This is a genomic window from Gloeomargarita sp. SKYB120, assembly GCA_025062155.1.
Classification (GTDB): Bacteria; Cyanobacteriota; Cyanobacteriia; order Gloeomargaritales; family Gloeomargaritaceae; genus Gloeomargarita.
In genome coordinates, this window is sequence record JANXAM010000003.1 from 104,077 (window position 1) to 126,799 (window position 22,723).

The 22,723-nt window shown below is 56.0% G+C and carries 24 protein-coding genes, 2 tRNA genes and 1 pseudogene; 10 read left to right on the top strand and 17 right to left on the bottom strand.

Annotation, left to right across the window (positions count from 1 at the left end):
- Window positions 1-34 precede the first annotated feature (34 nt).
- The 3 genes from NZ705_02295 to NZ705_02305 all read left to right on the top strand — a co-directional run bounded on the left by NZ705_02295 (window position 35) and on the right by NZ705_02305 (window position 1,594).
- Window positions 35-523, top strand: coding sequence for a CGLD27 family protein (locus NZ705_02295; GenBank protein MCS7291792.1), 489 nt, complete (start codon window positions 35-37; stop codon window positions 521-523).
- Window positions 508-1,473 carry an asparaginase gene (locus NZ705_02300; GenBank protein ID MCS7291793.1) on the top strand — a complete coding sequence of 322 codons (966 nt, stop codon included), beginning with the start codon at window positions 508-510 and terminating at the stop codon, window positions 1,471-1,473. Before NZ705_02295 ends, NZ705_02300 begins: the two co-directional genes overlap by 16 nt.
- A gap of 47 nt (window positions 1,474-1,520) precedes the next feature.
- A tRNA-Met gene (locus tag NZ705_02305) sits at window positions 1,521-1,594 on the top strand.
- Here the strand turns inward: NZ705_02305 and NZ705_02310 are convergent.
- A complete protein-coding gene (locus NZ705_02310) occupies window positions 1,568-1,696 on the bottom strand; it encodes a hypothetical protein (protein MCS7291794.1) in 129 nt (42 codons plus the stop codon). The two genes, NZ705_02305 and NZ705_02310, sit on opposite strands and share 27 nt — an antisense overlap.
- 40 nt (window positions 1,697-1,736) lie before the next feature.
- Between NZ705_02310 and NZ705_02315 the strand changes: the two genes are divergently transcribed.
- Complete coding sequence (locus NZ705_02315) at window positions 1,737-2,483, top strand: phosphoribosyltransferase (protein MCS7291795.1); 747 nt, start codon at window positions 1,737-1,739, stop codon at window positions 2,481-2,483.
- A gap of 272 nt (window positions 2,484-2,755) precedes the next feature.
- On the opposite strand, the gene NZ705_02320 is transcribed toward NZ705_02315, so the two are convergent.
- The 9 genes from NZ705_02320 to ureG all read right to left on the bottom strand — a co-directional run bounded on the left by NZ705_02320 (window position 2,756) and on the right by ureG (window position 10,163).
- Entirely contained in the window at window positions 2,756-3,304 is a 549-nt protein-coding gene (locus NZ705_02320) for a fasciclin domain-containing protein (protein MCS7291796.1), read from the bottom strand.
- Between the two features lie 85 nt (window positions 3,305-3,389).
- The gene (locus tag NZ705_02325) at window positions 3,390-3,737 is read right to left on the bottom strand and encodes a carboxymuconolactone decarboxylase family protein (GenBank protein MCS7291797.1); all 348 of its coding nucleotides are present in this window, start codon (window positions 3,735-3,737) and stop codon (window positions 3,390-3,392) included.
- 11 nt (window positions 3,738-3,748) lie between these two features.
- Window positions 3,749-4,336 carry a radical SAM protein gene (locus tag NZ705_02330; protein MCS7291798.1) on the bottom strand — a complete coding sequence of 196 codons (588 nt, stop codon included), beginning with the start codon at window positions 4,334-4,336 and terminating at the stop codon, window positions 3,749-3,751.
- Window positions 4,337-4,418: 82 nt separating this feature from the next.
- Window positions 4,419-5,123 (bottom strand): urea ABC transporter ATP-binding subunit UrtE, encoded by a 705-nt coding sequence (urtE, locus tag NZ705_02335; protein MCS7291799.1) that lies wholly within the window; start codon window positions 5,121-5,123, stop codon window positions 4,419-4,421.
- Window positions 5,107-5,865 carry an urea ABC transporter ATP-binding protein UrtD gene (urtD, locus tag NZ705_02340; protein ID MCS7291800.1) on the bottom strand — a complete coding sequence of 253 codons (759 nt, stop codon included), beginning with the start codon at window positions 5,863-5,865 and terminating at the stop codon, window positions 5,107-5,109. Before urtD ends, urtE begins: the two co-directional genes overlap by 17 nt.
- Window positions 5,846-6,988: an urea ABC transporter permease subunit UrtC gene (gene urtC, locus NZ705_02345; GenBank protein ID MCS7291801.1), complete on the bottom strand. Its 1,143-nt coding sequence runs from the start codon at window positions 6,986-6,988 to the stop codon at window positions 5,846-5,848. Before urtC ends, urtD begins: the two co-directional genes overlap by 20 nt.
- Before the next feature lie 4 nt (window positions 6,989-6,992).
- On the bottom strand, window positions 6,993-8,144 hold the full coding sequence (gene urtB / locus NZ705_02350; GenBank protein ID MCS7291802.1) for an urea ABC transporter permease subunit UrtB: 1,152 nt from the start codon (window positions 8,142-8,144) through the stop codon (window positions 6,993-6,995).
- On the bottom strand, window positions 8,144-9,409 hold the full coding sequence (gene urtA / locus NZ705_02355; GenBank protein MCS7291803.1) for an urea ABC transporter substrate-binding protein: 1,266 nt from the start codon (window positions 9,407-9,409) through the stop codon (window positions 8,144-8,146). The genes urtB and urtA overlap by 1 nt, the downstream gene beginning before the upstream one ends.
- Window positions 9,410-9,548: 139 nt before the next feature.
- Window positions 9,549-10,163 carry an urease accessory protein UreG gene (ureG, locus tag NZ705_02360; GenBank protein MCS7291804.1) on the bottom strand — a complete coding sequence of 205 codons (615 nt, stop codon included), beginning with the start codon at window positions 10,161-10,163 and terminating at the stop codon, window positions 9,549-9,551.
- Window positions 10,164-10,225: 62 nt separating this feature from the next.
- On the opposite strand from ureG, the gene ureE reads away from it, so the two are divergent.
- From ureE to NZ705_02375, 3 genes are read left to right on the top strand one after another with little or no spacing between them, the layout of a single operon-like run.
- Window positions 10,226-10,663 (top strand): urease accessory protein UreE, encoded by a 438-nt coding sequence (ureE, locus tag NZ705_02365; protein ID MCS7291805.1) that lies wholly within the window; start codon window positions 10,226-10,228, stop codon window positions 10,661-10,663.
- Window positions 10,660-11,328: an urease accessory protein UreF gene (locus NZ705_02370; GenBank protein ID MCS7291806.1), complete on the top strand. Its 669-nt coding sequence runs from the start codon at window positions 10,660-10,662 to the stop codon at window positions 11,326-11,328. Before ureE ends, NZ705_02370 begins: the two co-directional genes overlap by 4 nt.
- Window positions 11,329-11,330: 2 nt before the next feature.
- On the top strand, window positions 11,331-12,185 hold the full coding sequence (locus NZ705_02375; GenBank protein ID MCS7291807.1) for an urease accessory protein UreD: 855 nt from the start codon (window positions 11,331-11,333) through the stop codon (window positions 12,183-12,185).
- Here the strand turns inward: NZ705_02375 and ureC are convergent.
- The 3 genes and pseudogenes from ureC to NZ705_02390 form a co-directional block, all read right to left on the bottom strand.
- Complete coding sequence (ureC, locus tag NZ705_02380; GenBank protein ID MCS7291808.1) at window positions 12,153-13,859, bottom strand: urease subunit alpha; 1,707 nt, start codon at window positions 13,857-13,859, stop codon at window positions 12,153-12,155. The two genes, NZ705_02375 and ureC, sit on opposite strands and share 33 nt — an antisense overlap.
- Before the next feature lie 20 nt (window positions 13,860-13,879).
- Window positions 13,880-14,161 (bottom strand): annotated as a pseudogene (locus NZ705_02385) (urease subunit beta).
- Window positions 14,162-14,165: 4 nt separating this feature from the next.
- Window positions 14,166-14,471: an urease subunit gamma gene (locus tag NZ705_02390; GenBank protein ID MCS7291809.1), complete on the bottom strand. Its 306-nt coding sequence runs from the start codon at window positions 14,469-14,471 to the stop codon at window positions 14,166-14,168.
- Window positions 14,472-14,629: 158 nt separating this feature from the next.
- Between NZ705_02390 and NZ705_02395 the strand changes: the two genes are divergently transcribed.
- Genes NZ705_02395 through NZ705_02405 form a run of 3 tightly spaced genes read left to right on the top strand, consistent with a single transcriptional unit; the run spans window position 14,630 to window position 17,362 of the window.
- A complete protein-coding gene (locus NZ705_02395; GenBank protein MCS7291810.1) occupies window positions 14,630-15,922 on the top strand; it encodes a hypothetical protein in 1,293 nt (430 codons plus the stop codon).
- A gap of 40 nt (window positions 15,923-15,962) precedes the next feature.
- Window positions 15,963-16,940 carry a hypothetical protein gene (locus NZ705_02400; protein MCS7291811.1) on the top strand — a complete coding sequence of 326 codons (978 nt, stop codon included), beginning with the start codon at window positions 15,963-15,965 and terminating at the stop codon, window positions 16,938-16,940.
- 11 nt (window positions 16,941-16,951) lie between these two features.
- On the top strand, window positions 16,952-17,362 hold the full coding sequence (locus NZ705_02405; protein ID MCS7291812.1) for a hypothetical protein: 411 nt from the start codon (window positions 16,952-16,954) through the stop codon (window positions 17,360-17,362).
- Window positions 17,363-17,449: 87 nt separating this feature from the next.
- Here NZ705_02405 and NZ705_02410 read toward each other — a convergent pair.
- From NZ705_02410 to NZ705_02425, 4 genes are all read right to left on the bottom strand, one after another.
- Window positions 17,450-17,521: transfer RNA gene (locus NZ705_02410), tRNA-Val, on the bottom strand.
- 23 nt (window positions 17,522-17,544) lie between these two features.
- Window positions 17,545-20,742, bottom strand: coding sequence for an efflux RND transporter permease subunit (locus NZ705_02415; protein MCS7291813.1), 3,198 nt, complete (start codon window positions 20,740-20,742; stop codon window positions 17,545-17,547).
- Window positions 20,739-22,109 (bottom strand): efflux RND transporter periplasmic adaptor subunit, encoded by a 1,371-nt coding sequence (locus NZ705_02420; protein MCS7291814.1) that lies wholly within the window; start codon window positions 22,107-22,109, stop codon window positions 20,739-20,741. Before NZ705_02420 ends, NZ705_02415 begins: the two co-directional genes overlap by 4 nt.
- Window positions 22,106-22,639: a PadR family transcriptional regulator gene (locus NZ705_02425; GenBank protein ID MCS7291815.1), complete on the bottom strand. Its 534-nt coding sequence runs from the start codon at window positions 22,637-22,639 to the stop codon at window positions 22,106-22,108. Before NZ705_02425 ends, NZ705_02420 begins: the two co-directional genes overlap by 4 nt.
- Window positions 22,640-22,723 lie beyond the last annotated feature (84 nt).

Consider the following 22,723-nt stretch of genomic DNA (forward strand, 5'->3'; position numbering starts at 1 on the left):
TTAAAATGCGAGAAGACAGTCTTGATGGCCCGCCATGTCCCTTTGCCCAGTCCCTCTTGAGCAACAGCCACTTCAGGAATATCGAACTCTGCGGGATTCCTGGTTTTATTGCTGGCCGGCCTTGAGTTGGGGGGCCTATGTGCGGCGACTCCTGGCAGCGGCGGGGTTAGGGGCGCTTGTGGCACTGCCGGTGGCGGCAGCCAGCTTTGACCCCTGGCGACAACCGTGGCTGTTTGGTTGCGCTTCGGTCGCGGGCGCGGGTCTCCTGCCGAGTTTTTTGCTGTTGCGGCTGTACCTGGGATGGCGATATGTCCAGCAACGCTTGGCCAGTCGTACCATCGTGTACGAGGAATCTGGCTGGTATGATGGACGAACGTGGGAAAAACCCCCGACGCTGTTGGCGCAGGAACGACTGGTGAGCATCTATGAGGTGGGACCCCTGCTGCGGCGATTGCGGTGGAGTCTCGCGGGTGTAGCCCTGCTGTACGCCGTGCTTATGGGATTGGGGTGGCTGTGGCGGTAGCGCGGGGAAAACGCACCCAGGCGGAACCCCTCACCGTGCATCTGTTGCGGGAGGGCATTCCCGAGTCATTGCACTATGTCCACGCCGCCTTGGCCGATGAACGAGGACGGTTGTTGGCGGTCGCCGGGGATGGGGAAACGACAACCTTTGCCCGCAGTAGCCTCAAACCCTTCCAAGCGCTGGCGGTCGTCACCACCGGGACACTCGAGCACTTTCACCTGGGAGAACGGGATTTGGCGGTTATTTGCAGTTCGCATCAGGGGCAGGTAGCTGCTACCCGCCAGGTGTTTCGCATCCTCTGGCAGGCGGATATTGACCCGGCAGAACTCCAGTGCCCCGTGCCCCCTGGCAAACGCAGTGCATTGGAGCATGGCTGTTCTGGTAAACACGCGGGGATGTTAGCCGTATGCGCTCGCTATGATTGGCCCCGTCACACCTATCTCCAGCGGCAACACCCGGTGCAGGAGTTGATTCTCCGCCAGGTGGGCGAGCTACTGGGCGTACCCGGCGCTGAATTCATTGCCGTGCATGACGACTGCGGCGCACCCACCTATCTTTTGCAACTCCATCAACTGGCCGCCCTGTACAGTCGTTTGGCGACGGGACAACACCTGGGACTGGCGCAGATCAGCCGGGCGATGACCCAACATGCGGAATTGGTGGCGGGTGTTGGCCATTTCGACACCGAACTCATGCTGGCGACCCAGGGAACCCTTGTAAGCAAGGCCGGGGCTGAAGGGGTGCAGTGTCTCGCGCATCTGGAAACGGGGATGGGCTTGGCGATTCGAGTGCTAGACGGCGCGAAACGCGCCAAATATGCCACCGCCATTCATCTCCTGCACCAGTTGGGTTGGATTTCCCCAAGCATCCGTGAGCGCCTAGCAGAACAGTTCGTCCAATTGGGGCCCTACGTGCGGCTAGAGGTGCAGGGGGAATTGTCCTTGCTGTAACGAACTTGTCAGTACCCGAGAAATTGCGTTATGATACATATCTGCACCGCGGGGTAGAGCAGCCTGGTAGCTCGTTGGGCTCATAACCCAAAGGTCACTGGTTCAAATCCAGTCCCCGCAATTTCAGCCACACTAAGCTCATGTCGTAGGGTTCCAAGTAGGGGGGAGGTGCAACGAGCGTCCCCGTGGCGCCACCCAAGCTGAGCAGTGGGACCCCAGCCAACTCCCAGGGAAATCGCGTAACTTGGATCGTAGAGACAACCGTGCCTCTGTTTTTATCCGCTGGTTTAACCATTGCCCTGGTGTTCCTCGCTCAGCGTTTATCCCTGGGACGTCCCACAATGAAATTCCCTGCTTTTCGCAATCGGGTTGAGGCGGGTCGCCAACTGGCCCACCGGCTGGAGCATTATGCGCGTCATTCCAACGGTATTGTGCTGGCATTGCCCCGAGGTGGTGTCCCCATCGGCGCGGAAATCGCTCGTTATCTCCATCTACCGCTGGAGGTACTGGTGGTGCGCAAGCTGGGTGTCCCTCGGCAGCCGGAACTGGCGATGGGCGCTATTGGGGGCGGAGAGGTTGTCCTATGGCAAGCGCTGATTAATGCCCTGGGAATTACAGACGAAGAAATCAGAGCGGTGATTGCGCGGGAAAGGCAAGAAGTGGACCGGCGAGAACAGCGCTACCGGGCTGGTCGCCCCCCCCTTGCGTTGCACAACCGGGTGGTCATCCTCACCGATGATGGCGTGGCCACTGGCGCCACCATGCTCGTTGCTGTGCGCGTTGTCCGCCGGCATCAACCGGAGCGTATTGTGGTTGCTGCACCCGTCATTGCCCTAGAGAGCCTGGCGACGTTGCGGCAGGAAGCGGATGAAGTGGTTTATCTGGTCGCCCCTTTAGAGCTAGACGGCATCGGCCTCTGGTACGAGGACTTCCGGCAATTGACCGATGAGGAGGTACTCAAAACCCTAGAATGTCTGGGTGACCGTGACAGTCCGGTGGAGCAGGGTTAGCAGTGGCCTTTGCCAAGACCCCTGTAGCTAAACCACCTTAGATTGTCATCAAAAGAAACCGAGCTTTGCCCTGCGACTGATATAGCTAAGTCATCTATGCTTGTCATGTCTCAGGGTCGCAGGGCGTAGCCCCGTCTTGGGTTTTCCTGTCATCTTCTTGGCCAACCCAAGCAGCTCAGCTATCGCCTAAGCACACAATGTTTGGCATGAGCAGCAACTGGAAACCTTAACGTTTTCGCCTTGCCTGCTGCTTAAGCATGCCAACCTAGCCGTTACTTCGGCAACACCACCCGGTCGATCACATGGATCACCCCGTTGCTGGCGGGAATGTCCGTCTTGATGATGCGAGCGTTGTCCACTCGGGGTTGGCCCATGAGACTCACCGTGAGCGATTGCCCCTGCACCGTTTTGAGCGGCCCCGCCTTCAGGTCTTTAGACGTAACCCGCCCCGGCACCACGTGATAGGTCAAAATTGCCCGTAGCCTGTCCCGGTTTTCCGGTTTAAGCAGACTCTCCAACGTCCCCTTGGGCAACGCGGCGAAGGCTTCATCCGTCGGTGCAAATACAGTAAACGGCCCAGGACCGGATAACACGTCCACCAATCCTGCTGCCTGCACCGCCTGCACCAAAGTCTTGAACTGACCCGCCTGCTGCGCCACTTGCACAATTGTCCCTTGAGTCGCCGCTTGTTGGCCAGGATTGCCTGTCGCCACAACCGACGTTTTCCCTAGCTGGCCGCCAGCATTACCAGCCACAACTGGCCCAGCCTGTCCCATACTTAACCCGAGCGCAACAGCCAATACAGGCCACAACTTCCACATAAACCCAACCTCCAACGCCACTAATGTAAACGAATATGTAGATTCATCCAGTTTTATTACGGCGTTGGTCGGTGTCTGGTTTGCCTTAGGCGCTAGGATTTTGCAATTCGGCGAGGGCGTCAAGGGCGTGGGTCGCATACATCAGAGCCGGGCCGCCGCCCATCATCACTGCAACACTCAAGGTTTCCATAATTTCCTGCGCCGTCGCGCCCGCCTGCAATGCCGCCCGCGTGTGAAACCCGATACAGCCGTCGCACCGCAGTACCACGCCAATGGCCAGGGCCATCAGTTCCTTGGTTTTGGTGTCGAGAGCGCCAGGGGTCGAAGCCGACTTGCTCAGGGCATAAAACGCCTTCATGGTTTCGGGTACCGCTTGAGACAGTTGTCCCGTCCCCCGTTTAATCCGCTCCATTTCCTGCTGAAACGTGCTCATGGCATCCCCTGTCAGTCGGCAACGAATTGGCCTAGAAAACCGGTAAAGATGCGAGTGCCGTCTTTCAAAACATGCACTTCCGCCTGGTTACTGGCCCAGTCCAGCCGGTTTTGGAGCGCTGGGTTGAACACATGCACCCGCTGGTTCCGTGACGACACTAGGGAATGGGGGTCGTTGACCGCCAGGGACGCCACGTAGGGACCATCTACCAAGATATCGAGCTGGGAAAGTAAATCAGCAGCGCCCGGTGGGGCTTGGGGGCTTTGCAACTCGGCGAGGGTGTAACCGCTAAAGGACATGACATTGCGACCGGCGGCTTTCACAGCCCGAGCGACCTGAGCCAAGGCCACTGCCTGGAGAAACGGCTCGCCACCGGAAAAGGTCACCCCTTCATCGTCGGGGTCGGCCAAAATCCAGTCCACCAGTTCTGGCACCGGCACCAGCTCGCGAATTTCCCAGGCCCAGGATTGGGGGTTAAAACAGCCCGGACAAGCGCGGTAACACCCCTGCACCCAAACTACCGCGCGTCGCCCTGGCCCGTTCACTTCCGAGCCATGCACCCGCCCCATGAGATTCACATAACCTGCGGGAATTTCCATCACCAAGTTGCCGAATCCTTCCCTTTCTCACCTTAGCAATCCGGCCAACCCAACCCTGGCTTTTTTGGCAATCTCTTAACTTCTACACCGACAGATAGCGTTGGATAATTTCAGCCGTTAGTTCACTCGTGGGTCCCGCCGCCACAATCCCCCCTTTCTGCATGGCGTAGTAGAAATCCGCCTGCTTCACAAAATGCAAATGCTGTTCCACCAGCAAAACGCCAATGCCGCGGGTGCTGACAATTTGCCGGACTGCCGCTTCGATTTCCAACACAATTGAAGGTTGAATCCCTTCCGTCGGTTCATCCAGCAGCAGGAGACGGGGATGACTGACCAGCGCCCTGGCAATGGCCAACTGTTGTTGTTGCCCGCCGCTTAAGTTTCCCCCCAGGCGATGCTGCATCGCCTCGAGCGCGGGAAACAGGGTGAAGGCTTCGGTCAAGGCTCTCTCTTGCAGGGCAGCCGACGGTTCCGGATGAGCCGCCAGTCCCAGCAGCAGATTTTCCCGTACCGTCAAGCGCGGCAGAATTTCTCGGCCCTGGGGCACGTACCCAATCCCCAGTTTCGCCCGCGCGTAGGGAGGCAGGGGCAAAAGAGACTGATTTTGCCAGCGAATGTCCCCCTGGCGGGGCGTCAGTAAACCCATGATGGTTTTGAGAAGCGTGGTTTTCCCCACCCCATTGCGGCCAATCAAACAGACAATTTCCCCCGGATTTACCTTCAGGTCCACCTGCCGGAGAATGTGGCTTTCGCCGTAAAAAACATCCAAGTTACTGACATGCAACATCTGGCTGCTCCTGGCTACCCAAATAGACAGCAATCACGCGGGGGTCGGACTGAATCTCCGCAATCGTTCCTTCGCAGAGCACCGTCCCTTGATGCAAGACCGTTACTTTCTGGGCAATTTGCCGGACAAATTCCATGTCATGTTCGATGACGATAATCGAATGGTCCCCCGCCAGAGACAGCAGCAAATTGCCCGTTTTCTCTGTTTCTTCATCGGTGAGACCGGCCACCGGTTCATCCACCAACAACAGGTCTGGCGATTGGGCAACCAACATACCGATTTCCAACCACTGTTTTTCGCCGTGGGACAGTAAACCCGCCGGCCAGTCTTGCTTTTTAGCCAGACCGATAAAGGCCAGCAGTTCCTGAACCGACCGCTGTTCCGAAGGTTTGGGGCGCCCCCACAGCGTGTGCCACAGCGTCTTGCGACGGTTGCTGGCCAGTTCCAAATTCTCCCGCACCGACAGTTTGAGATACACGCGGGGCGTTTGAAACTTGCGACCTATCCCCATACGGGCAATGGCAAATTCTGGATAGCGGCTCAAGTCTTTTCCTTTGAACCGCACCTGCCCTGACGTTGGTTTCACCTTCCCTGTAATCACATCCAAAAACGTGGTTTTGCCAGCGCCGTTGGGACCAATAATGGTGCGGAGTTCTCCCGGTGCCATGCAGAAGTTCAAGTTATTGAGAGCCTTGAAACCATCAAAGCTAACCGTTAAGTTTTCAGTCTCGAGAAGGTTCATAGGACTCGTCCATCTCCAGTTCTAATTTGGGATAGGTGCGCAATTGCCGTTTGCCGGTGAGTTTTTCCCACCATTCCCAACCCGATGTGCGCAGCCAGCCCACGATGCCATCTGGCAATAGCATCACAATCGCTAGAAATAAGCCGCCTAGGAAAAACAACCAGACCTGGGGAAATGTCTCACTTAACAAACTTTTGGCAAAATTCACCACCAATGTCCCCAAAATGGCGCCTACTAGCGAAGCCCGTCCCCCGACCGCTACCCAGATCACCATCTCAATGGAAAAGGCAATGTCCATGGCTTTTGGCGAAATGATGCCTGTCTGGGGCGTGTACAGGGCGCCAGCAATCCCCGCCAGTGCTGCCGAAATCGCAAAAACAAACACCTTGACCGTCGTGGGATTGTAACCGGTCATGCGCACCCGAGGTTCATCATCGCGAATCGCCACCAATAGGCAACCAAATCGCCCACTGGTCAACCACCGGCACAGGGCATAGGCACCTACCAGACCCAGCACCGTCAGCCAATAAAACCACATCTGGGTTTGGGGGTCGCTGATGCGATAGCCAAATATGGTTTGGAAATCGGTCAATCCATTGGTGCCGTTGATGAGTTTCTGCTGCCCATTGAAAAAGTTAAAGAAAATGATGGTTAACGCCTGGGTCAGGATTGAAAAGTAAACCCCCCGGATGCGGTTGCGAAAGATCAAATATCCAATTAGCGCCCCGAACAAAGCCGGCACCAAAATCACCGCCGCTACGGTAAAGGGAAAAGAGAAAAAAGGCTTCCACAACCAGGGCAATTCCGTAACCCCATACAGGGGCATAAAGGAGGGAAGTTTGATTTCGGCATCGGGAGGAAACTGCAACTTCAGGTGCATCGCCAGCGCATAACCCCCCAGGCCAAAAAACACCCCATGACCTAAGCTCAATAAGCCCGTATAACCCCAAATCAAATCAATCGCCAGACCCACAATCGCCAATGCTAAAAATCGCCCCAGCAAATTCACCCGGAATCCTTGCCCCAACGCCACCAAAACAGGCGGCACCACAAACATCAGCACCAGCGCGATAGCGATGACTATCCCAACTTCCAGTAGGAGCGCCTGCTGCTTGTTTTTCATGGCCTTAGCTCTCCACCATACGACCCCGCTGCGGGAATAAACCAGCCGGACGGTACTGCAAGAAAGCCACAATCAACGCAAACAGCAGCACCTTGGCCATACTGGTACTGGCAAAAAAGTTGAAAAAGTCATAGATGCCTGGAAGCGGTTGCACCAAGGCGGCAATCGTCCCCGAACCCAGCAAGTAATTCAGCGTGCCAATGCCCAAGGCCGCCAGGATGGTTCCCAGTAGGTTGCCGACGCCCCCCACGACCACCACCATGAACATGTCCACGATGTAGTTTTGCCCGGTATTCGGCCCGACCGACCCCAAGAAACTCACCGCACAACCGGCAATGCCCGCCAGCCCCGACCCCAGCGCAAACGTCAAGGCATCTACATGGTCAGTATTGATCCCCAGACAGGCGCTCATGGCCCGGTTTTGGGTGACCGCCCGGATGCGCAACCCCCACGGCGAACGGTACAAAAACAACCACACCCCCACCAGGCAAAGGGTCGTCAGCACGATGATGAAAATGCGCGTGTAAGGAAGCTGCAACGTTTCGCTGACCCGCAACCCCGTCCGCAACCAGGCCGGCGCCGTCACATCCACATTCTGGGCACCAAACCAGGGTTTATTGACCGCCAGCCCGAACTGGCGCCCCAGCACCACCATCGTAGTGAGACCAATCGCCGCCGCCAGGGCCAGAAATACCCACTTTCCCCAGTCGGGTAAGCGTCGCCGCTGCCATTGCAAACAGCCCAACGCTCCCCAAAACAGCAGGACGAAGACCGCCAACCCCGCCACCAAGGCCCAATTCACGCTACGGACAAACTGCTGCAGGATGAGACTCACCCCCCAGGTCGCCAGCAGCGTTTCTAGAGGCCGGTCGTACAGGAAGCGAACCACCAGGCGCTCCAGGAACAACCCAAACAGGGCCGTGACGGCAAAAGCCGCAACCAGCGCCACGAACACGTAACTCTCCTGCCAAGGCTGTCCCCAATTTTTGAACGCATTTTGCACCACAAAGGTGGTGTAGGCCCCTAGCATCATGAATTCGCCCTGGGCCATGTTGATAACCCCCATCAGCCCGAAGGTGATGGCCAACCCCAGGGCCGCCAGCAGGAGAACCGAACCGGTGGCAATCCCGTTAAAAACCGCCTCCAGTAGCTCCATTAGACCTTGTATTTCCCTCCTTTCGCCGGGTCTGACCAATCACAAGCAAACCCCTTCGTCTCGGCCACGTACTGGTTCCAGGGCACCGGGTCCACCGGTTTATCCGTCGAAAACACAATGTCAAACAGGCCATCATCCCGGACTTGACCGATGCGCACAAACTTAGACAGGTGGTGATTGCTGTTCATTTTGACGAGACCTTCCGGCGCATCGAAAGTGAGACCATAGGCTGCCTGGCGCACCTTTTCCAAGTCCTCAAAGGTACCCGCCTTTTCCACCGCCTGTTTCCACATGTAAACCGCGATGTAAGCCGCTTCCATGGGGTCATTCACCACCCGGTCTGCCCCATATTTGGCCTTGAAACTCTCCACAAATTTTTTACTTGCCGGTGTATTTACCGTCTGGAAGTAATTCCAGGCAGCGTAATGCCCCTTTAGGAATTCCACCCCGATGGCCTTGACCTCCTCCTCGGCAATACTGACGGACATCGAAGGGTACTTATCTGGCCCCAAACCTGCCCCCTTCAACTGTTTGAAGAAAGCCACATTACTGTCCCCGTTCAGCGTGTTATAAATCACTCCCCCATTCGGCAAGGCGGCTTTGATTTTGGTGATAATAGGCGTGACCTCCGTACTGCCCAGAGGAACGTAATCTTCCCCCACCACCTTGCCACCTTTGGCTGCTAATTGGGCTTTGATAATCGTGTTGGCGGTGCGAGGGAAAACGTAGTCCGAACCAACGAGGAAAAATTCTTTCCCCTTGTTTTTCAAGAGCCAGTCCACTGAGGGTTCAATTTGCTGGTTCGGTGCCGCGCCGGTATAGAAGATATTTTTGGAGCACTCCTGGCCCTCGTACTGCACGGGATACCAGAGCATGTGCTGCTTTTCTTCAAACACAGGCAAAACGGCTTTGCGACTGGCTGACGTCCAACAACCAAAGACTGTCGCCACCTTATCCTGGTCAATCAGTTTCTTCGCTTTTTCGGCGAACGTGGGCCAGTCTGAGGCGCCGTCCTCTACAATTGGCTCAATCTTTTTGCCCAGAACCCCACCGGCGGCATTAATCTCGTCAATGGCCAGCATTTCCGCGTCCACAACGCTTTTTTCACTGATGGCCATCGTCCCGCTCAACGAGTGCAGAATACCAACTTTGATTGTGTCGCCGGCCCCTGGCCCCGGTGGTGTACCACAGGCTTTCATCAACACACTTGTGCCTACAAATAGGGAGCCTGAAACCAAAAAACGACGACGCTTAATCCCAGTCATGAAAGACCGTCCTCCTCATCTGTAAAACTAACAGCTTTGAACAGCATGAATTTGTCACTACAGACACAATTCAGACTATGGGCCATCATCAGCCAAAGGCCAGGCAATTAACTGTATCCAACTATACAAAAACTTCAGGTCAAACCCGAACAGTTTTCTGGGGAAGGAATTGCAACAGGAAGTCGAGGACGTGGGACAGTCCGAATCCTGTCTTGAGATTGGTAAAGACAAAGGGTTTATCGCCGCGCATTTTGCGGGCATCTCGCTCCATCACCTGCAGGTCAGCGCCGACGTAGGGCGCTAGGTCAATCTTGTTAATCACCAGCAGGTCGGATTTGGTGATGCCAGGGCCGCCCTTGCGGGGAATCTTGTCGCCGGCGGCCACGTCAATGACAAAGATGGTAATGTCCACCAGTTCGGGGCTAAAGGTGGCTGAGAGATTGTCGCCGCCGCTTTCGACCAGCAGCAGTTCCAGGTCGGGAAACTGTTGTTCTAGGGCTTGAATCGCCGCTAGATTGATGGACACATCATCCCGAATGGCGGTGTGGGGGCAACCGCCGGTCTCGACGCCGACAATCCGGTCAGGACTGAGAGCTTGGGCGCGGGTCAAGATGAGAGCGTCCTCCTTGGTGTAAATGTCATTGGTCACCACGGCAATGCTGTACTTATCCCGTAGTGATTTGCAAAGCGCTTCCGCTAGGGCGGTTTTTCCTGACCCTACGGGTCCAGCAATGCCGACGTGTAAGACCGCCATTTCTGTTGCTCCTAACCCCTATAATGCGATGGTAAAGATAGCCCAAAGGACGATTCGTAACAATGGCTACCTACGCTGCTGTGTTACTGGAGCGGGGTACGTCAGCGCCGGTGACAGGGACGTTAGCCTTGACGGCAGAGGAGCGACGCAAGCGCCTTTTGAGTTGGCAAGACCCCCAGGGGGAACAGGTCTATTTGGAATTGCCTCGGGGCCTTCATCTTCAAGACGAAGATTTATTGCATGTGCCGGCGCGCCATTGGGTGTTGCAGGTAACAGCACGACCGGAGCCGGTACTCACGGTGACAGCTTGTCATCCCCTGTTACTGTTGCGGGCGGCCTATCACCTGGGCAACCGCCATGTGCCGTTGCAGCTCAGCGAACAGTGGTTGCGGCTTGCCCCTGACCCAGTCCTAGCCGATATGTTGCGGGAGATGGGATTATCGGTGATAGAAGAAACAGCACCCTTTTACCCGGAAACCGGCGCTTACCACCACCATTGAACGGCACGAATCTGCTGGCGATGCTGCAACTGGCTAGCCCGGCGCTTCCTGTGGGGGCCTATAGCTACTCGGAAGGCGTCGAATGGCTGGTGGAACGGGGTGTGATCCGCAGCGCCGCAGACTTGGAACAGTGGCTGCGCCACGAGTTGCAGTATGGCTCCGTGCAGTTGGACGGGCGGGTGCTCCGGCGGCTGTATGGGGTGATGGAGCAGGCGGACCCTACTGCCTTGGCCTATTGGAACCAGTGGCTATCGGCGCAACGGGATACGGAAGAGCTGCGGTATCAAAGCTGGCAAATGGGCAATGCGCTCATTAAGTTGTTAAAGGACATGGGTTTGTTTCCGTCCTGGATAACAACTGCTCTCCAGCCCTGCAACTATGGGGTGGCCTTCGCGGTGACGGCTTACCAGTGGGGCATTTCCCTGGCAGACAGTCTCAAGATTTATCTGTTTAGTTGGACGGCCAATATCATCAGCGCTGGCATTCGCACCATTCCGATAGGCCAGACTGAAGGACAAAAAATGCTCTTTCGCCTGCATCCGCTCATCCAGGAGCAAAGCGACCTGCTCACGAAGGAAGCTGGCGAGCTAGAAAGCTGCACGATTGGCCTGGGGCTGGCCAGCATGTACCATGAGACCCAATACAGCCGTCTGTTTCGGAGCTGAGGGTGGGTTACTGGCAGGGGGAACTCATCGCAACTTGGAGCCGCCAGGAGACAGCCACCGTTTTAACGTCCGCTTACGTGACCACGCCCTGGCAACTCCAGCGCCCGTTTTACCCGGAAGGCCCTGACTGGTGCCATACAGTGGCGCTGCAACTTGGTGGGGGGATGGTGGGTGGCGACCAACTCTGGCTCCGGGGGCATTTGCAAGCAGGAACTAGGGTGTGCTGGACCACTGCCACCGCCGGCAAGGTTTATCGCAGCCTGGCGCCTGAAGTCCGGCAGGTGAGCAAGAGCCACTGGCGGGTGGAGGCCCAGGCGATTCTGGAACTGTTTCCCCAGGAAACCATCCTGTTTGCCGGCGCCCAGTTCCACCAGCATTTGCTAATTGAACTGCATCCGACGGCGCTCTGTTGTGGCTGGGAAATTTACCGCTTCGGACGGACAGCGCGGGGGGAACGCTTCCTGGGGGGCACTTGGCGCAGTTACACGGAAATCTGGTGCCAGGACCAACCCCTGTGGATTGACCGGCAATTTCTGAGGGGGACACCGGAGTTTTTAGACAGCCCCAACGCCCTGGCGGGTCAACCGGTGGTGGGCACGTTTTGGCTGGTGGGCTGGGAAGTGACCGCCGATAGAGTAGGCAAGCTGCGCGAGTTGCTGGCGACGTGTGCCGGTGAGATAGCGCTGACCCGTTTGCTCAAGGGCCTGATGGGCCGGTATCGGGGCAGGTCTACCGCCGAGTGCAAACACTACTTCATATCCCTGTGGCAAGCGCTGCGGCAGGAATATGCCCACCGGCCCGCCTGTCTCCCCCGCGTCTGGCAACTAAAAGAGGAAGTACCGCTGGGCCATGGGTAGTTCCTTGGCTGGCTCGCAGGTCAGAACTTCTCCATTGGCCCGCACGATGTAGGTTTCGGGGTCCACCTCGATGTGGGGGAGCGCGTCGTTGAGCTTTAAATCCTTCTTGCTCAAACGGCGGATGTTTTCCACTGGCAGTACCCGCTTTTGCAAGCCCAACTGCTGGGGAACGCCCTCCTCCAGGGCCACTTTGGAGACAAACGTAAACGACGTGCTGTAGCTGCAGCGGCCAAAACTGGCAAACATGGGCCGCATATGCACCGGCTGAGGCGTGGGGATACTGGCGTTGGCATCGCCCATTTGACTCCAAACAATTGCACCCGCTTTGAGCACCATTTCCGGTTTGACCCCAAAAAACGCCGGTTTCCAGAGACACAGGTCGGCGAATTTCCCCACCTCCACCGACCCCACATAGCGGGCAATCCCGTGGGTGATGGCGGGGTTAATGGTGTACTTGGCCACGTAGCGCCGTACCCGGAAGTTGTCAGCTCGCTCCTCTTCCGGCAACGGTCCCCGCTGCACCTTCATCTTGTGGGCGGTCTGCCAGGTGCGAATGATTACTTCCCCCACCCGGCCCATCGCTTGGGAGTCGGAAGAGATGATGCTCAGCGCCCCCATGTCGTGCAGGATGTCTTCAGCGGCAATGGTTTCGCGGCGGATGCGGGATTCGGCAAAGGCCACATCTTCCGGAATGTTGGGGTCTAGGTGGTGGCACACCATCAACATATCCAGATGCTCTTCCAGGGTGTTGACGGTGTAGGGACGGGTGGGGTTGGTCGAAGAGGGTAAAACGTTTGGTTCGCCACAGACTTTGATGATGTCGGGTGCATGGCCTCCGCCAGCGCCCTCGGTGTGGTAGGTGTGAATCACCCGCCCTTTAAAGGCCCGAATCGTATCCTCCACAAAGCCCGCCTCGTTCAAGGTGTCAGTGTGAATCGCCACCTGCACGTCAAACTCTTCGGCCACGCCTAAGCACACATCAATGGCGGCGGGGGTCGAGCCCCAGTCCTCATGGAGTTTCAAGCCAATGGCGCCCGCCCGGATTTGTTCCCGCAGTCCTTCTGGTTTGGCGCTGTTGCCCTTGCCCAAAAACCCGAGGTTGATGGGAAAGCCATCGGCGGCCTCCAACATACGGTAGATATGCCAAGGTCCAGGGGTGCAGGTGGTGGCGCAGGTTCCTACTGCCGGTCCCGTGCCGCCGCCAATCATGGTGGTGATGCCCGAAGCGAGAGCCACTTCAATTTGCTGGGGACAAATGAAATGAATGTGCGTATCAATGCCCCCCGCCGTCAGGATCAAGCCTTCTCCAGCAATAATCTCAGTTCCCGGCCCAATGATGATGGTCACCCCATCTTGGGTGTAGGGGTTACCGGCTTTACCGATAGCCGCAATCTTACCGTCTTTAATCCCCACATCCGCCTTGACAATGCCCCACCAGTCCAGGATGAGGGCGTTGGTGATCACCGTGTCCATCGCCCCAGCGCCCCGCGAGATAGGTGATTGCCCCATGCCATCCCGAATCACCTTCCCCCCGCCGAATTTCACCTCCTCCCCGTAGATAGTGAAATCCTTTTCCACCTCTATGAAGAGTTCCGTGTCAGCCAGGCGTACCCGGTCTCCGACCGTTGGTCCATAGGTATCGGCGTAGGCCCGCCGGCTCATCCGGTAGCTCATAGTTTGCCTTCCACCTTCGCGTTGAACCCGTAAACTTCGCGACTGCCGCCGTAGGGCACCAGCGTGACCTCCTTCGTGTCGCCTGGTTCAAAGCGCACGGCTGTGCCTGCTGGAATATCTAGGCGCATTCCCCTGGTTTTTTCCCGGTCAAACTCCAGGAACGAATTCACTTCGTAGAAGTGATAGTGAGAACCCACTTGAATGGGCCGGTCGCCTCGGTTGGAAACGGTGATGGTGAGCGTTGGTCTGCCCGCATTCAACTCAATCTCGCCGTCGGGGGTGATGATTTCGCCGGGGATCATGGCGCTAGTCGCGAATCGGTTGATGGACCGTCACCAGTTTCGTGCCATCGGGAAAGGTCGCCTCCACTTGCACTTCGGGGATCATTTCGGCAACACCCTCCATGACGTCCGCCTTCTTGAGAATCTGCGTGCCTTCACTCATCAGTTGGGCGACCGTTTTGCCCTCGCGTGCCCCCTCCAAGATGGCAGCGGTAATCAACGCCACCGCTTCCGGGTAGTTCAATTTTAATCCCCGACTCCGGCGCCGCTCCGCCACCAACGCCGCTGTGAAGATGAGCAGCTTGTCCTTCTCCTGAGGCGTCAGATGCATTGCCCACACCTGTCCCTTTTCGCCCGAACCAGTATCAAGCGGCAGCCAACCCACTTTCTGTTACGGTTTATACAGAGTTTGGTTTTGGCCGTCCTGCGCTGCGGGCCGGTCTAGGTATGGCTTTGCTAAAATGACCGAAAGAAAATGCCAGTTGAGCAATGCTCCCGAACCCAAAAGTTATTGCTGCTGTTGAGAAGTTAAATCACCAGGTCACGGTTGCTGATGTGGCTGCGGAGACGGGTTTAGCCCTACCCATTGCCAACCGCGAATTGGCCAACTTAGCCAGTTTGACCCTAGGGCATTTAGTGGTCTCGGAAAGCGGCGAGATTCTCTACAAATTTAGTCCCAACCTACGCATCATCCTGTTGCAACGCTCGTTAGCTGCTAGGGTCCGTGAAACTTTAAAGCAAATCTGGCGGTTTGTTTTCTATCTCATCCGGATTTCCTTTGGGATCGTGTTAGTTATCTCGATTATTTTGGTGTTTATTGCGATTGGGGTAGCGCTAGTGGTCATCAGCAGCAGTGGTCGCCAAGGTGACAGCGAACGAGGTGGCGGCTATCGGGGCGAATGGAGCGGTGGATTTGGCGGCGGTTTTTGGTTGAGCCCCTTCGACATTTTCTGGTTAAGTTATGACTATGACCGTCCACGAGTAAAAGAGACTTCCGAACCTAAAAAAAGCAGGGGATTTTTAGAAAATGTGTTTGCCTTTTTGTTTGGCGATGGCAATCCCAACTATGACCTGGAGGAGCGACGCTGGCGCCTGATTGCCCAAGTGATTCGCAATCATGATGGGGTGGTGGTTGGAGAGCAGATTTTGCCCTATTTAGACGAGATACCCCCTGGCGCTCTGGAATCGGAAGACTACATGTTGCCGGTGCTAGCGAAATTCAATGGTTATCCAGAAGTAACGCCTCAAGGGGGATTGGTATATCGCTTCCCCGACCTGCAACGGGTGGCATCCCGACGGCCTAAAAAAGAGGTGCCTGTTTATTTGGAAGAAAAGCGCTGGGTGTTTAACGAGGCGGGCTGGGGAGCGAACATTCTGTCGGCAAGTTTGGGGGGATTGTACTTGGGGGGTTCCTTGGTTTTGGGTTCACTTTTGGCTGACCCAGTGGTGCAAGCGCAAACCACAGGTTTCTTGGGCTTTATCCAGGGCATCTATAACTTTTTGCTGGGCTATGCCATTTTGTTTTTGACGATTCCCACCGTCCGTTACTTGTGGTTGCAGTGGCTCAATCGCAGGATTCAACAGCGCAATACTATTCGCCGACAAAGAACCCAATTATTAAATCAACCGCCAGTGCAAGAGAAATTGGCCTTTGCACGCCAACTGGCCATTGCCCAAACCGCTGTGGCCGAAGAGCAGGTGATTTACACCACAGAAAAGAGCTTGTTACAACAGGAATTTGAGCAATTGTTTGCTGGCGAACAACTGCTTGAGAGCGCCTAGTGTTACCCTGTAAAACAGGGGTGTTGGAGCAGGACAGGTCATGGTTTTTGTGCCAGTAGTACTGGGAGCTGTGGCGCTAGGTACGGCGTTGCAGGGAGTTGCCAAAGGAATTGAAGGCTGGCAAAAGCTGGAGATGGCCAAGGAACTGGGTCAGGGTGCAGAACGCCGCTATCGCCAGAAACGACAAGAATTGGCGCAGTGTGAAAGTGAAATTCGTGCCCTGGTTCTGGACCATGAATTTTTGCGGCGGCGGGTCATGGGCGAAACGGTGGGGCGTTTTGTTCAACTGGCAGAGCGGCTGCGGCAGAAGGTTTCAACGCGCGACATGGTCACACTGCAAGCGTTCAACGGTGCCAGCCCAGCAGAGTTGCGCCGCTATCAAGACAGTGTGATGGAGGCAACGGAGCAGCTTGTCAAAGCAGGTGTTGCCCTGGGGTCTATGGCAAGTACCGCTGTAGCGGCGTCCAGTAGCGCCTTTGCTCTCGCCTCCTTAGTCGGCACTGCGAGTACAGGAACAGCCATCGGCAGTCTCAGTGGAGCGGCGGCGACCAATGCGACGCTTGCCTGGCTTGGCGGTGGTGCGCTTGCAGCAGGTGGCGGCGGCATGGCGCTAGGAGCGGCGATTTTAGGAGGGATAACGATTGGGCCGGCCCTGTTAGTTGGAGGCTTTATGCTTGCCGGTCAGGGGGAAGAAGCCTGGACCCAAGCGCAAGAATATGACGCCCAAGTGCGGGTTGCCATTGCCAAAATTGACGCTTACATCCAGTTTCTAAAAACGGGTGTGCAGCCGCGCCTTCAAGAAGTGATGACAGCGATTAACCAGTTGAATCGTTCGAGTCAACAGGCGCTGGATGAACTCGAAGCGGCAATTGACAGGGGATTTGACCTAGAACGAGATGCCTTTGTGTTTCAACGAGCAGCCCTTTTGATCAAAAGTCTAGTGGAGTTGCTACACACACCAATTTTAGATAAAGAGACACAAATACAGGCACAGCGGCTGATGGGTTCAGGAAGCTAGTTTGAAAAGCCATGATGCCACCTCTATTCGCCCCCCGAAATGCGCTGGCGCTGGCACCGGAAGTGCTAAACCTGGTTTATTCCCTGACCAAGGCTTACCAAGACTATCAACAAAAGTGTAAACAGGAAACCACACGTCGCCAGCAAATCGCTACCTGGGAAAAAGCAGTCCTAGCCGAAATCGAAACCAAACGCCAATTACTGTTGGGTTATCTGGAACATTCGTTTGCCGAACGCCGCCGCAATTTTCAGGAGTTGTTTGCCAAAATTGACCAGGCGATTGCCCAGCGGGATAACACGCAGTTATCAGTTCTCTTGCAGGCCCTGGTGATGCTTGCCCAAAGTACGCCCTTCAAAGACTTGGCAACACTCCAGCAGGTGCAGGCGAATCTCGCCAACCCCAACCACGTCTGGGAGCTTTGATGCTGTAGATGGGGCAGCGTTTGCTCGCAATCCTACCCCAAGGCGTGCCCGCACCGGCAAAACCTAGGCAGTAGGGTAGTATCTGCATGGGCGATACTGGATTCGAACCAGTGACCCCTTCCGTGTGAAGGAAGTGCGCTACCACTGTGCTAATCGCCCGCAGGAACCCTATTATACCAGAACTAGATGCTCTCCGAGGGAGAGTGCTTCCAAAAGCGAGCTTCCAGATTCTTAATCACAATATACAGCACAGGCACCACGAACAAGCTCAGTAAACTGGCAATGCCCATCCCGCCAACGATACAGGTTCCCAGCGAACGTCGTGCTGCTGCCCCGGCGCCTGTGGCAATCCACAAGGGAAACGCCCCAATAATGGTGGACAAAGCGGTCATCAAAATTGGACGCAACCGCTCCTGACAGGCTTCCATCGCCGCCTTGGTGATACTAAACCCTTCCGCCACCAACTGGTTGGCAAATTCCACAATCAGAATGGCGTTTTTACTAGCCATGCCGATTAACATCACAAACCCGATTTGGGTGTAAACATCAACGGTCAAGCCCCGCAGAAAAATGGCAATCAAAGCCCCCAAAACCGCCAGCGGCACCGTCAGCATGATGATAAAGGGGTCCACGTAGTTTTCGTACTGAGCCGCTAAGGTCAAAAACACAAACACCACCCCCAGCGCAAAGATGCCCACGGCCTGGCCCGCTGATTCCACTTCTTCTAGCGACAACCCCGACCACTCAAACCCAAACCCGCGCGGGAGGGATTGCTTGGCGACAGTTTCTAATGCTTGAATCGCTTGCCCCGATGATTTTCCTGGACTGGCAACCCCGTTAATTTCCACCGCCCGAAACAGGTTGTAGTGACTGATGACCGAAGGCGCGGTTATTTGCCGAATGGTGACTAAATTGCCCAGGGGAATCATCTGGTTATTGCTGGAGCGGACGTAGAACTGGTTGATGCTTTCGGGATTCGCGCGAAAAGCGCCGTCAGCCTGCACATACACCCGGTAGGTGCGTTGAAACTGCTCAAAATCATTGACGTAGGTCGAACCCAGCAACGTCTGCAACGTATCGAAAATATCGGTGATTTTGACGCCCAAGGCATTCGCCCGGTCCCGATTCACCTGCACTTCAATTTGGGGCGTATTGCCACTGAATTCAGCGCGCAAGCGAGTGACTGCCGGACGATTAGGACTGGGGAAATTGCGCACAGCAGTTAAAAATTGCTCTAACGTTTCCCCGAGCGTTTGAAACCCTAAACCAATGCGGTCTTGCAACTGGAATTCAAACCCGCCAAAGTTGCCCACCCCTGGAATCGCTGGCGGCGCAAAAGGAACCACAGTCGCTTCCTTGATGCTGAGAAACTGGGGGAATAAACCCCGAGGGGGCGGTGGGAAAAATCCCCCGATAATCCCGCTTACGGATTGCTCAGGTCGAGGGCGTTCTGCCCAAGGGCGTAGCGTCGTGAAAATAATGCCGACATTTGGCGTTGCGCCGCTGAAGCTAAACCCCCCCACTGCAAAAATATTGCGTACTTCCGGTCGCTGTTTTAGGATATTTTCGACCTTTTCTAAAACCTTTTCCGTATATTCCAACGATACCCCTTCCGGCGCCCGCACCACCGTAATGAAATACCCCTGGTCTTCTTCCGGTAAAAAGGCTTTGGGCATCAGGTTGTAAAGGCCATAGCTAGCCACCAGTAGCAGGGCAAATATCCCGACAATCCAATGCTTGCGTTGCACCAGTTTGGGTAAGAGCCGGCCATATTGTTCTCGCAGGGAAGTGATCCATTGATTGATGGTGCGAAATACCCAATGGTCGGGGGCCTGATTGGGACGGATGAGCAGGGCGGCCAGGGTCGGGGTCAACGTGATGGCATTAAAGGTTGAAATGGTGATGGAAAAGGCGATGGTTAAAGCAAATTGGCGATAGAGTTGCCCCGTTGTACCAGGTAAAAAAGCCACAGGGATAAATACAGTGATCAAAACGACGGATGTGGCAATAACCGCCCCGAACAAGGCGTCCATCGAAGCCATGGCTGCTGGCAACGGCGCCATCCGTTGTTCCTGAATACGCTTGGTAATGTCTTCGACAATGACAATCGCATCGTCCACCACTAGACCGGTGGCGAGAGTTAACCCAAACAGGGTTAGCGTATTGATGGAAAACCCAAAGACTTTCACAAAAATAAAGGTTCCCACCAGCGCCACCGGAATGGCAATCGAAGTGATCAACGCCGACCGCCAGTTTTGTAGGAATAGAAAGATAATGGTGACCACTAGAACAATGGCCATGATTAACGAAACAATCACTTCCTTGGTGCCGGCTTCTACAAACGCTGTGGTGTCAAAAGCAATTTCATATTTCATTCCCGGCGGAAAACTCTTTTGCAATTCCTGCATTTTTTCTTTCACTTGCCGGGCCACCACCAGCGCATTGCTCCCTAGTTCCTGGCGAATGCCTAGGCCCACACCCCGGTGCGACACACCGTCTTCAGAGGTAAACCGCAGCACTGAACTGTAATTTTCTGCGCCGAGTTCCACCCGCGCGACGTCTTGCAAGCGAATCAGAGAGCCATTCGGTTCAGTGCGCAACACCAGCTTGCCAAACTCTTCCGCGCTCTGGAATCGCCCCCGCGCCGTGACCGAGTATTGATACTGCTGGCCTTCTGGCACCGGCGGTTGACCAATTTGCCCGGCGCCCACCTGTAAATTCTGCTCCCGAATCGCCCGTACTACATCCTGGGGCGTGAGATTGCGTGCTGCCAACTTGAGCGGGTCCAACCAGATACGCATCGCATATTGCCGCTCCCCAAAAATCTGCACGCTCTCGACCCCTTTGATGCGTTTCAGCGCGTCATTGATATACAAATCGGCGTAGTTACTGAGATAGATATCGTCGTAGCGGTCTTTACCGGTTTCATCAGGTTCGGCATACAAACCGATAGCGAGTAAAAAACTGCTGTTAGCTTTGTTGACCTGAATGCCGGTGCGATTGACCACATCGGGCAACCGTGACCGTACTGCGGCTACCCGGTTTTGCACTTCGTTGGCGGCAATGTCTTGGTCCCGTCCCAACTCAAACGTCAAGGCAATGTTGCTGGTGCCGTCGTTGGCGCTAGTGGATTTGATGTAACGCACCCCCTGAATGCCGTTGAGTTCTCGCTCCAGGATGTTGGTCACGGTGGATTCCACCACTTCCGCATTGGCCCCCACATAGCGCGAGGTCACCACAATTTGCGGCGGCGTCACGTTGGGGTATTGCGCCACTGGCAAGGTGGGAATTGATGCCGCTCCCAAAATCACAATCACCAGGGACAACACCGTGGCAAACACCGGACGGCGGATAAAGAAATTAGAAACAGAAAAAATCATGGCTGCTTCCGGGATGAAAGTGGACGTTGTTCAGCAATCCAAGCGCAGTGATTCAGTTGCAAAATACCTATCGGCACCAAGCGATCCGCCGGCGTCAGTCCCGTCAAGACTTCCTGTTTATCCCCCACGATTCTACCCAATTGCACGGGTGTCTGCACGGCCACCAATTCATCGGGCGTGACAGGCGGCGGCGGTCCCGGACTGGTGGACACCACGTTTTGACACCCCGATTGCGCCAAGGGTTTGGCGACGAATACAAAATTTTGCCCCCCTAAGCGAGAAATGGCGGTTACCGGCACCAAAACGCCCGGTCGGCGTTGCCACACCACCCGCACCCGCACGAATTCGTTGCTGCGCAATTGCCCCTGGGGATTGGTAAAGTTGGCTTTGACCTGCACCGTCTGGCTCTGGGTGTTCACCGTCGGCGAAATAAAGGCAATGCGCCCCGTTTGTACAACCCGTCCCTGCCCATCCAGCATTTCCACTGGCAACCCCAGCCGCAGGTCGGTGGCGCGCTCGAGGGGGATGTCCAAATTCAGTTCCAAATCCCGATTCTGGGCCAAGGTGAGCAACGGTGTATTGGCATTGACCAAATCCCCGACTTTTACGGGAATATCTCCGACTTCCCCCGCAAAGGGCGCGCGAATGTTGTAGAGGTCTAAGTTGGCGCGGGCGCGAGCGAGATTGGCCTGGGCTTGGCGTAAGTCGGCTTGGGCGCGCACGAACCGGGCCTGGGCGCGGGCAATCGTAGCCTGTTGGGTGCGAATTTGGGCGTTGGCTTCTTCCAGGCGGGCTTGGGCTACCTGTTGTTGATTAATTTGCCGGTCCAGTTCCTGGCGGCTGATCGCACCTTCGCGGTAAAGCTGTTGCAATCGCTGGGTTTCTCGCTGCGCCAATTCCACATCGGCCCGCCGCGCCTGTTGATTGGCCTGGAGCGATTTCAAGGTGGCCTGTTCCGCTTGGATATCCATTTGGGCGGCTTGCACGGCGGCGCGGGCGTTTTCGACAGCGGCCTGCTGGCTTTGCACCTGCGCTTGCTGTTCCCGGGCATCCAATTGCATCAACAATTGTCCTGCTCGTACCGTCGCCCCCGGCTGCACCAGAATCCGCCGTACCTGGGCACTCACCTGGGGCTGCAAGGTCACCGACTGACGCGAATCCAACCGCGCTACAAACTCGGATGCTTCGGCCACGGTTTGCACCTGGGGGGTGGTCAAAACCACAGCGGTGGGTTGAGGTCGCAACCGGCTGATGGCCAGAAATACCCGCACAAACCGGTTGTAAAACCACCAGCCCGCCCCTAGCAGTGCCAAGAATGTCACCCACCAGACCCACCCGCGCCGGGGCCATGTCAATCGCCTGCTCATGCCTGCACCTGCTGTAACCCTTCCTGCTGCGCCAATTCCTGGAGCCAGGCCAGCTCCTGCTGCACCATCTGCACCGCCCGTTGGAGAGCCAACCGCTGGTAGGGGTCATTGAGCAACGCTTGGGTTTCCCAGGATTTCAGTTGGGCCAACCGCTGCTGGCATTGGTGAACGCGCCGTTGCCACAGGATTTGTCGCTGTTGGGGCGTTAAGTCACCAAAAAAACACAGCATGACCATGAAGCGCGCCCGGCTGTTGACCCAGCTTTCGCGATACTCCGCCAGCATCAACCGCAACCAGCGCTCCTGTCCCTGGGGCGTGATCTGGTAAATCACCCGGCTGGGGCCCGCTTCTCCCCGCTGAATCGAAAGACTGCTGATGTCGCCCCGTCGCTCCAGGCGCCGCAACAGCGGGTAAATCGCCCCGTAATTGACACTGATGCAACTGCCCATCAATAGCTCCAACAGCTTGGTTAGCCGATAGCCATGCAGCGGTTCCCGTCGCAATAACCCCAGCGTTGCTAGCTCTAGCATCAGGTGTATCAGGGCGATATATACATACGAGTGCCATAGTAGCACAGGAATCCATCCGTAGAGGATTTTACGCAGGATTGCGGA

Coding starts and splice junctions, on each gene's coding strand:
- NZ705_02395 (MCS7291810.1), top strand. CDS start 14,630: ATGCTCCCGAACCCAAAAGTTATTGCTGCTGTTGAGAAGTTAAATCAC.
- NZ705_02325 (MCS7291797.1), bottom strand. CDS start 3,737: ATGAGCACGTTTCAGCAGGAAATGGAGCGGATTAAACGGGGGACGGGA.
- NZ705_02295 (MCS7291792.1), top strand. CDS start 35: ATGTCCCTTTGCCCAGTCCCTCTTGAGCAACAGCCACTTCAGGAATAT.
- urtE (MCS7291799.1), bottom strand. CDS start 5,123: ATGTTGCATGTCAGTAACTTGGATGTTTTTTACGGCGAAAGCCACATT.
- urtB (MCS7291802.1), bottom strand. CDS start 8,144: ATGGAGCTACTGGAGGCGGTTTTTAACGGGATTGCCACCGGTTCGGTT.
- NZ705_02390 (MCS7291809.1), bottom strand. CDS start 14,471: ATGCATCTGACGCCTCAGGAGAAGGACAAGCTGCTCATCTTCACAGCG.
- NZ705_02405 (MCS7291812.1), top strand. CDS start 16,952: ATGATGCCACCTCTATTCGCCCCCCGAAATGCGCTGGCGCTGGCACCG.
- ureG (MCS7291804.1), bottom strand. CDS start 10,163: ATGGCGGTCTTACACGTCGGCATTGCTGGACCCGTAGGGTCAGGAAAA.
- NZ705_02425 (MCS7291815.1), bottom strand. CDS start 22,639: ATGCTAGAGCTAGCAACGCTGGGGTTATTGCGACGGGAACCGCTGCAT.
- NZ705_02420 (MCS7291814.1), bottom strand. CDS start 22,109: ATGAGCAGGCGATTGACATGGCCCCGGCGCGGGTGGGTCTGGTGGGTG.
- NZ705_02400 (MCS7291811.1), top strand. CDS start 15,963: ATGGTTTTTGTGCCAGTAGTACTGGGAGCTGTGGCGCTAGGTACGGCG.
- urtD (MCS7291800.1), bottom strand. CDS start 5,865: ATGAACCTTCTCGAGACTGAAAACTTAACGGTTAGCTTTGATGGTTTC.
- ureE (MCS7291805.1), top strand. CDS start 10,226: ATGGCTACCTACGCTGCTGTGTTACTGGAGCGGGGTACGTCAGCGCCG.
- NZ705_02330 (MCS7291798.1), bottom strand. CDS start 4,336: ATGGAAATTCCCGCAGGTTATGTGAATCTCATGGGGCGGGTGCATGGC.
- urtC (MCS7291801.1), bottom strand. CDS start 6,988: ATGAAAAACAAGCAGCAGGCGCTCCTACTGGAAGTTGGGATAGTCATC.
- urtA (MCS7291803.1), bottom strand. CDS start 9,409: ATGACTGGGATTAAGCGTCGTCGTTTTTTGGTTTCAGGCTCCCTATTT.
- NZ705_02415 (MCS7291813.1), bottom strand. CDS start 20,742: ATGATTTTTTCTGTTTCTAATTTCTTTATCCGCCGTCCGGTGTTTGCC.
- ureC (MCS7291808.1), bottom strand. CDS start 13,859: ATGAGCTACCGGATGAGCCGGCGGGCCTACGCCGATACCTATGGACCA.
- NZ705_02320 (MCS7291796.1), bottom strand. CDS start 3,304: ATGTGGAAGTTGTGGCCTGTATTGGCTGTTGCGCTCGGGTTAAGTATG.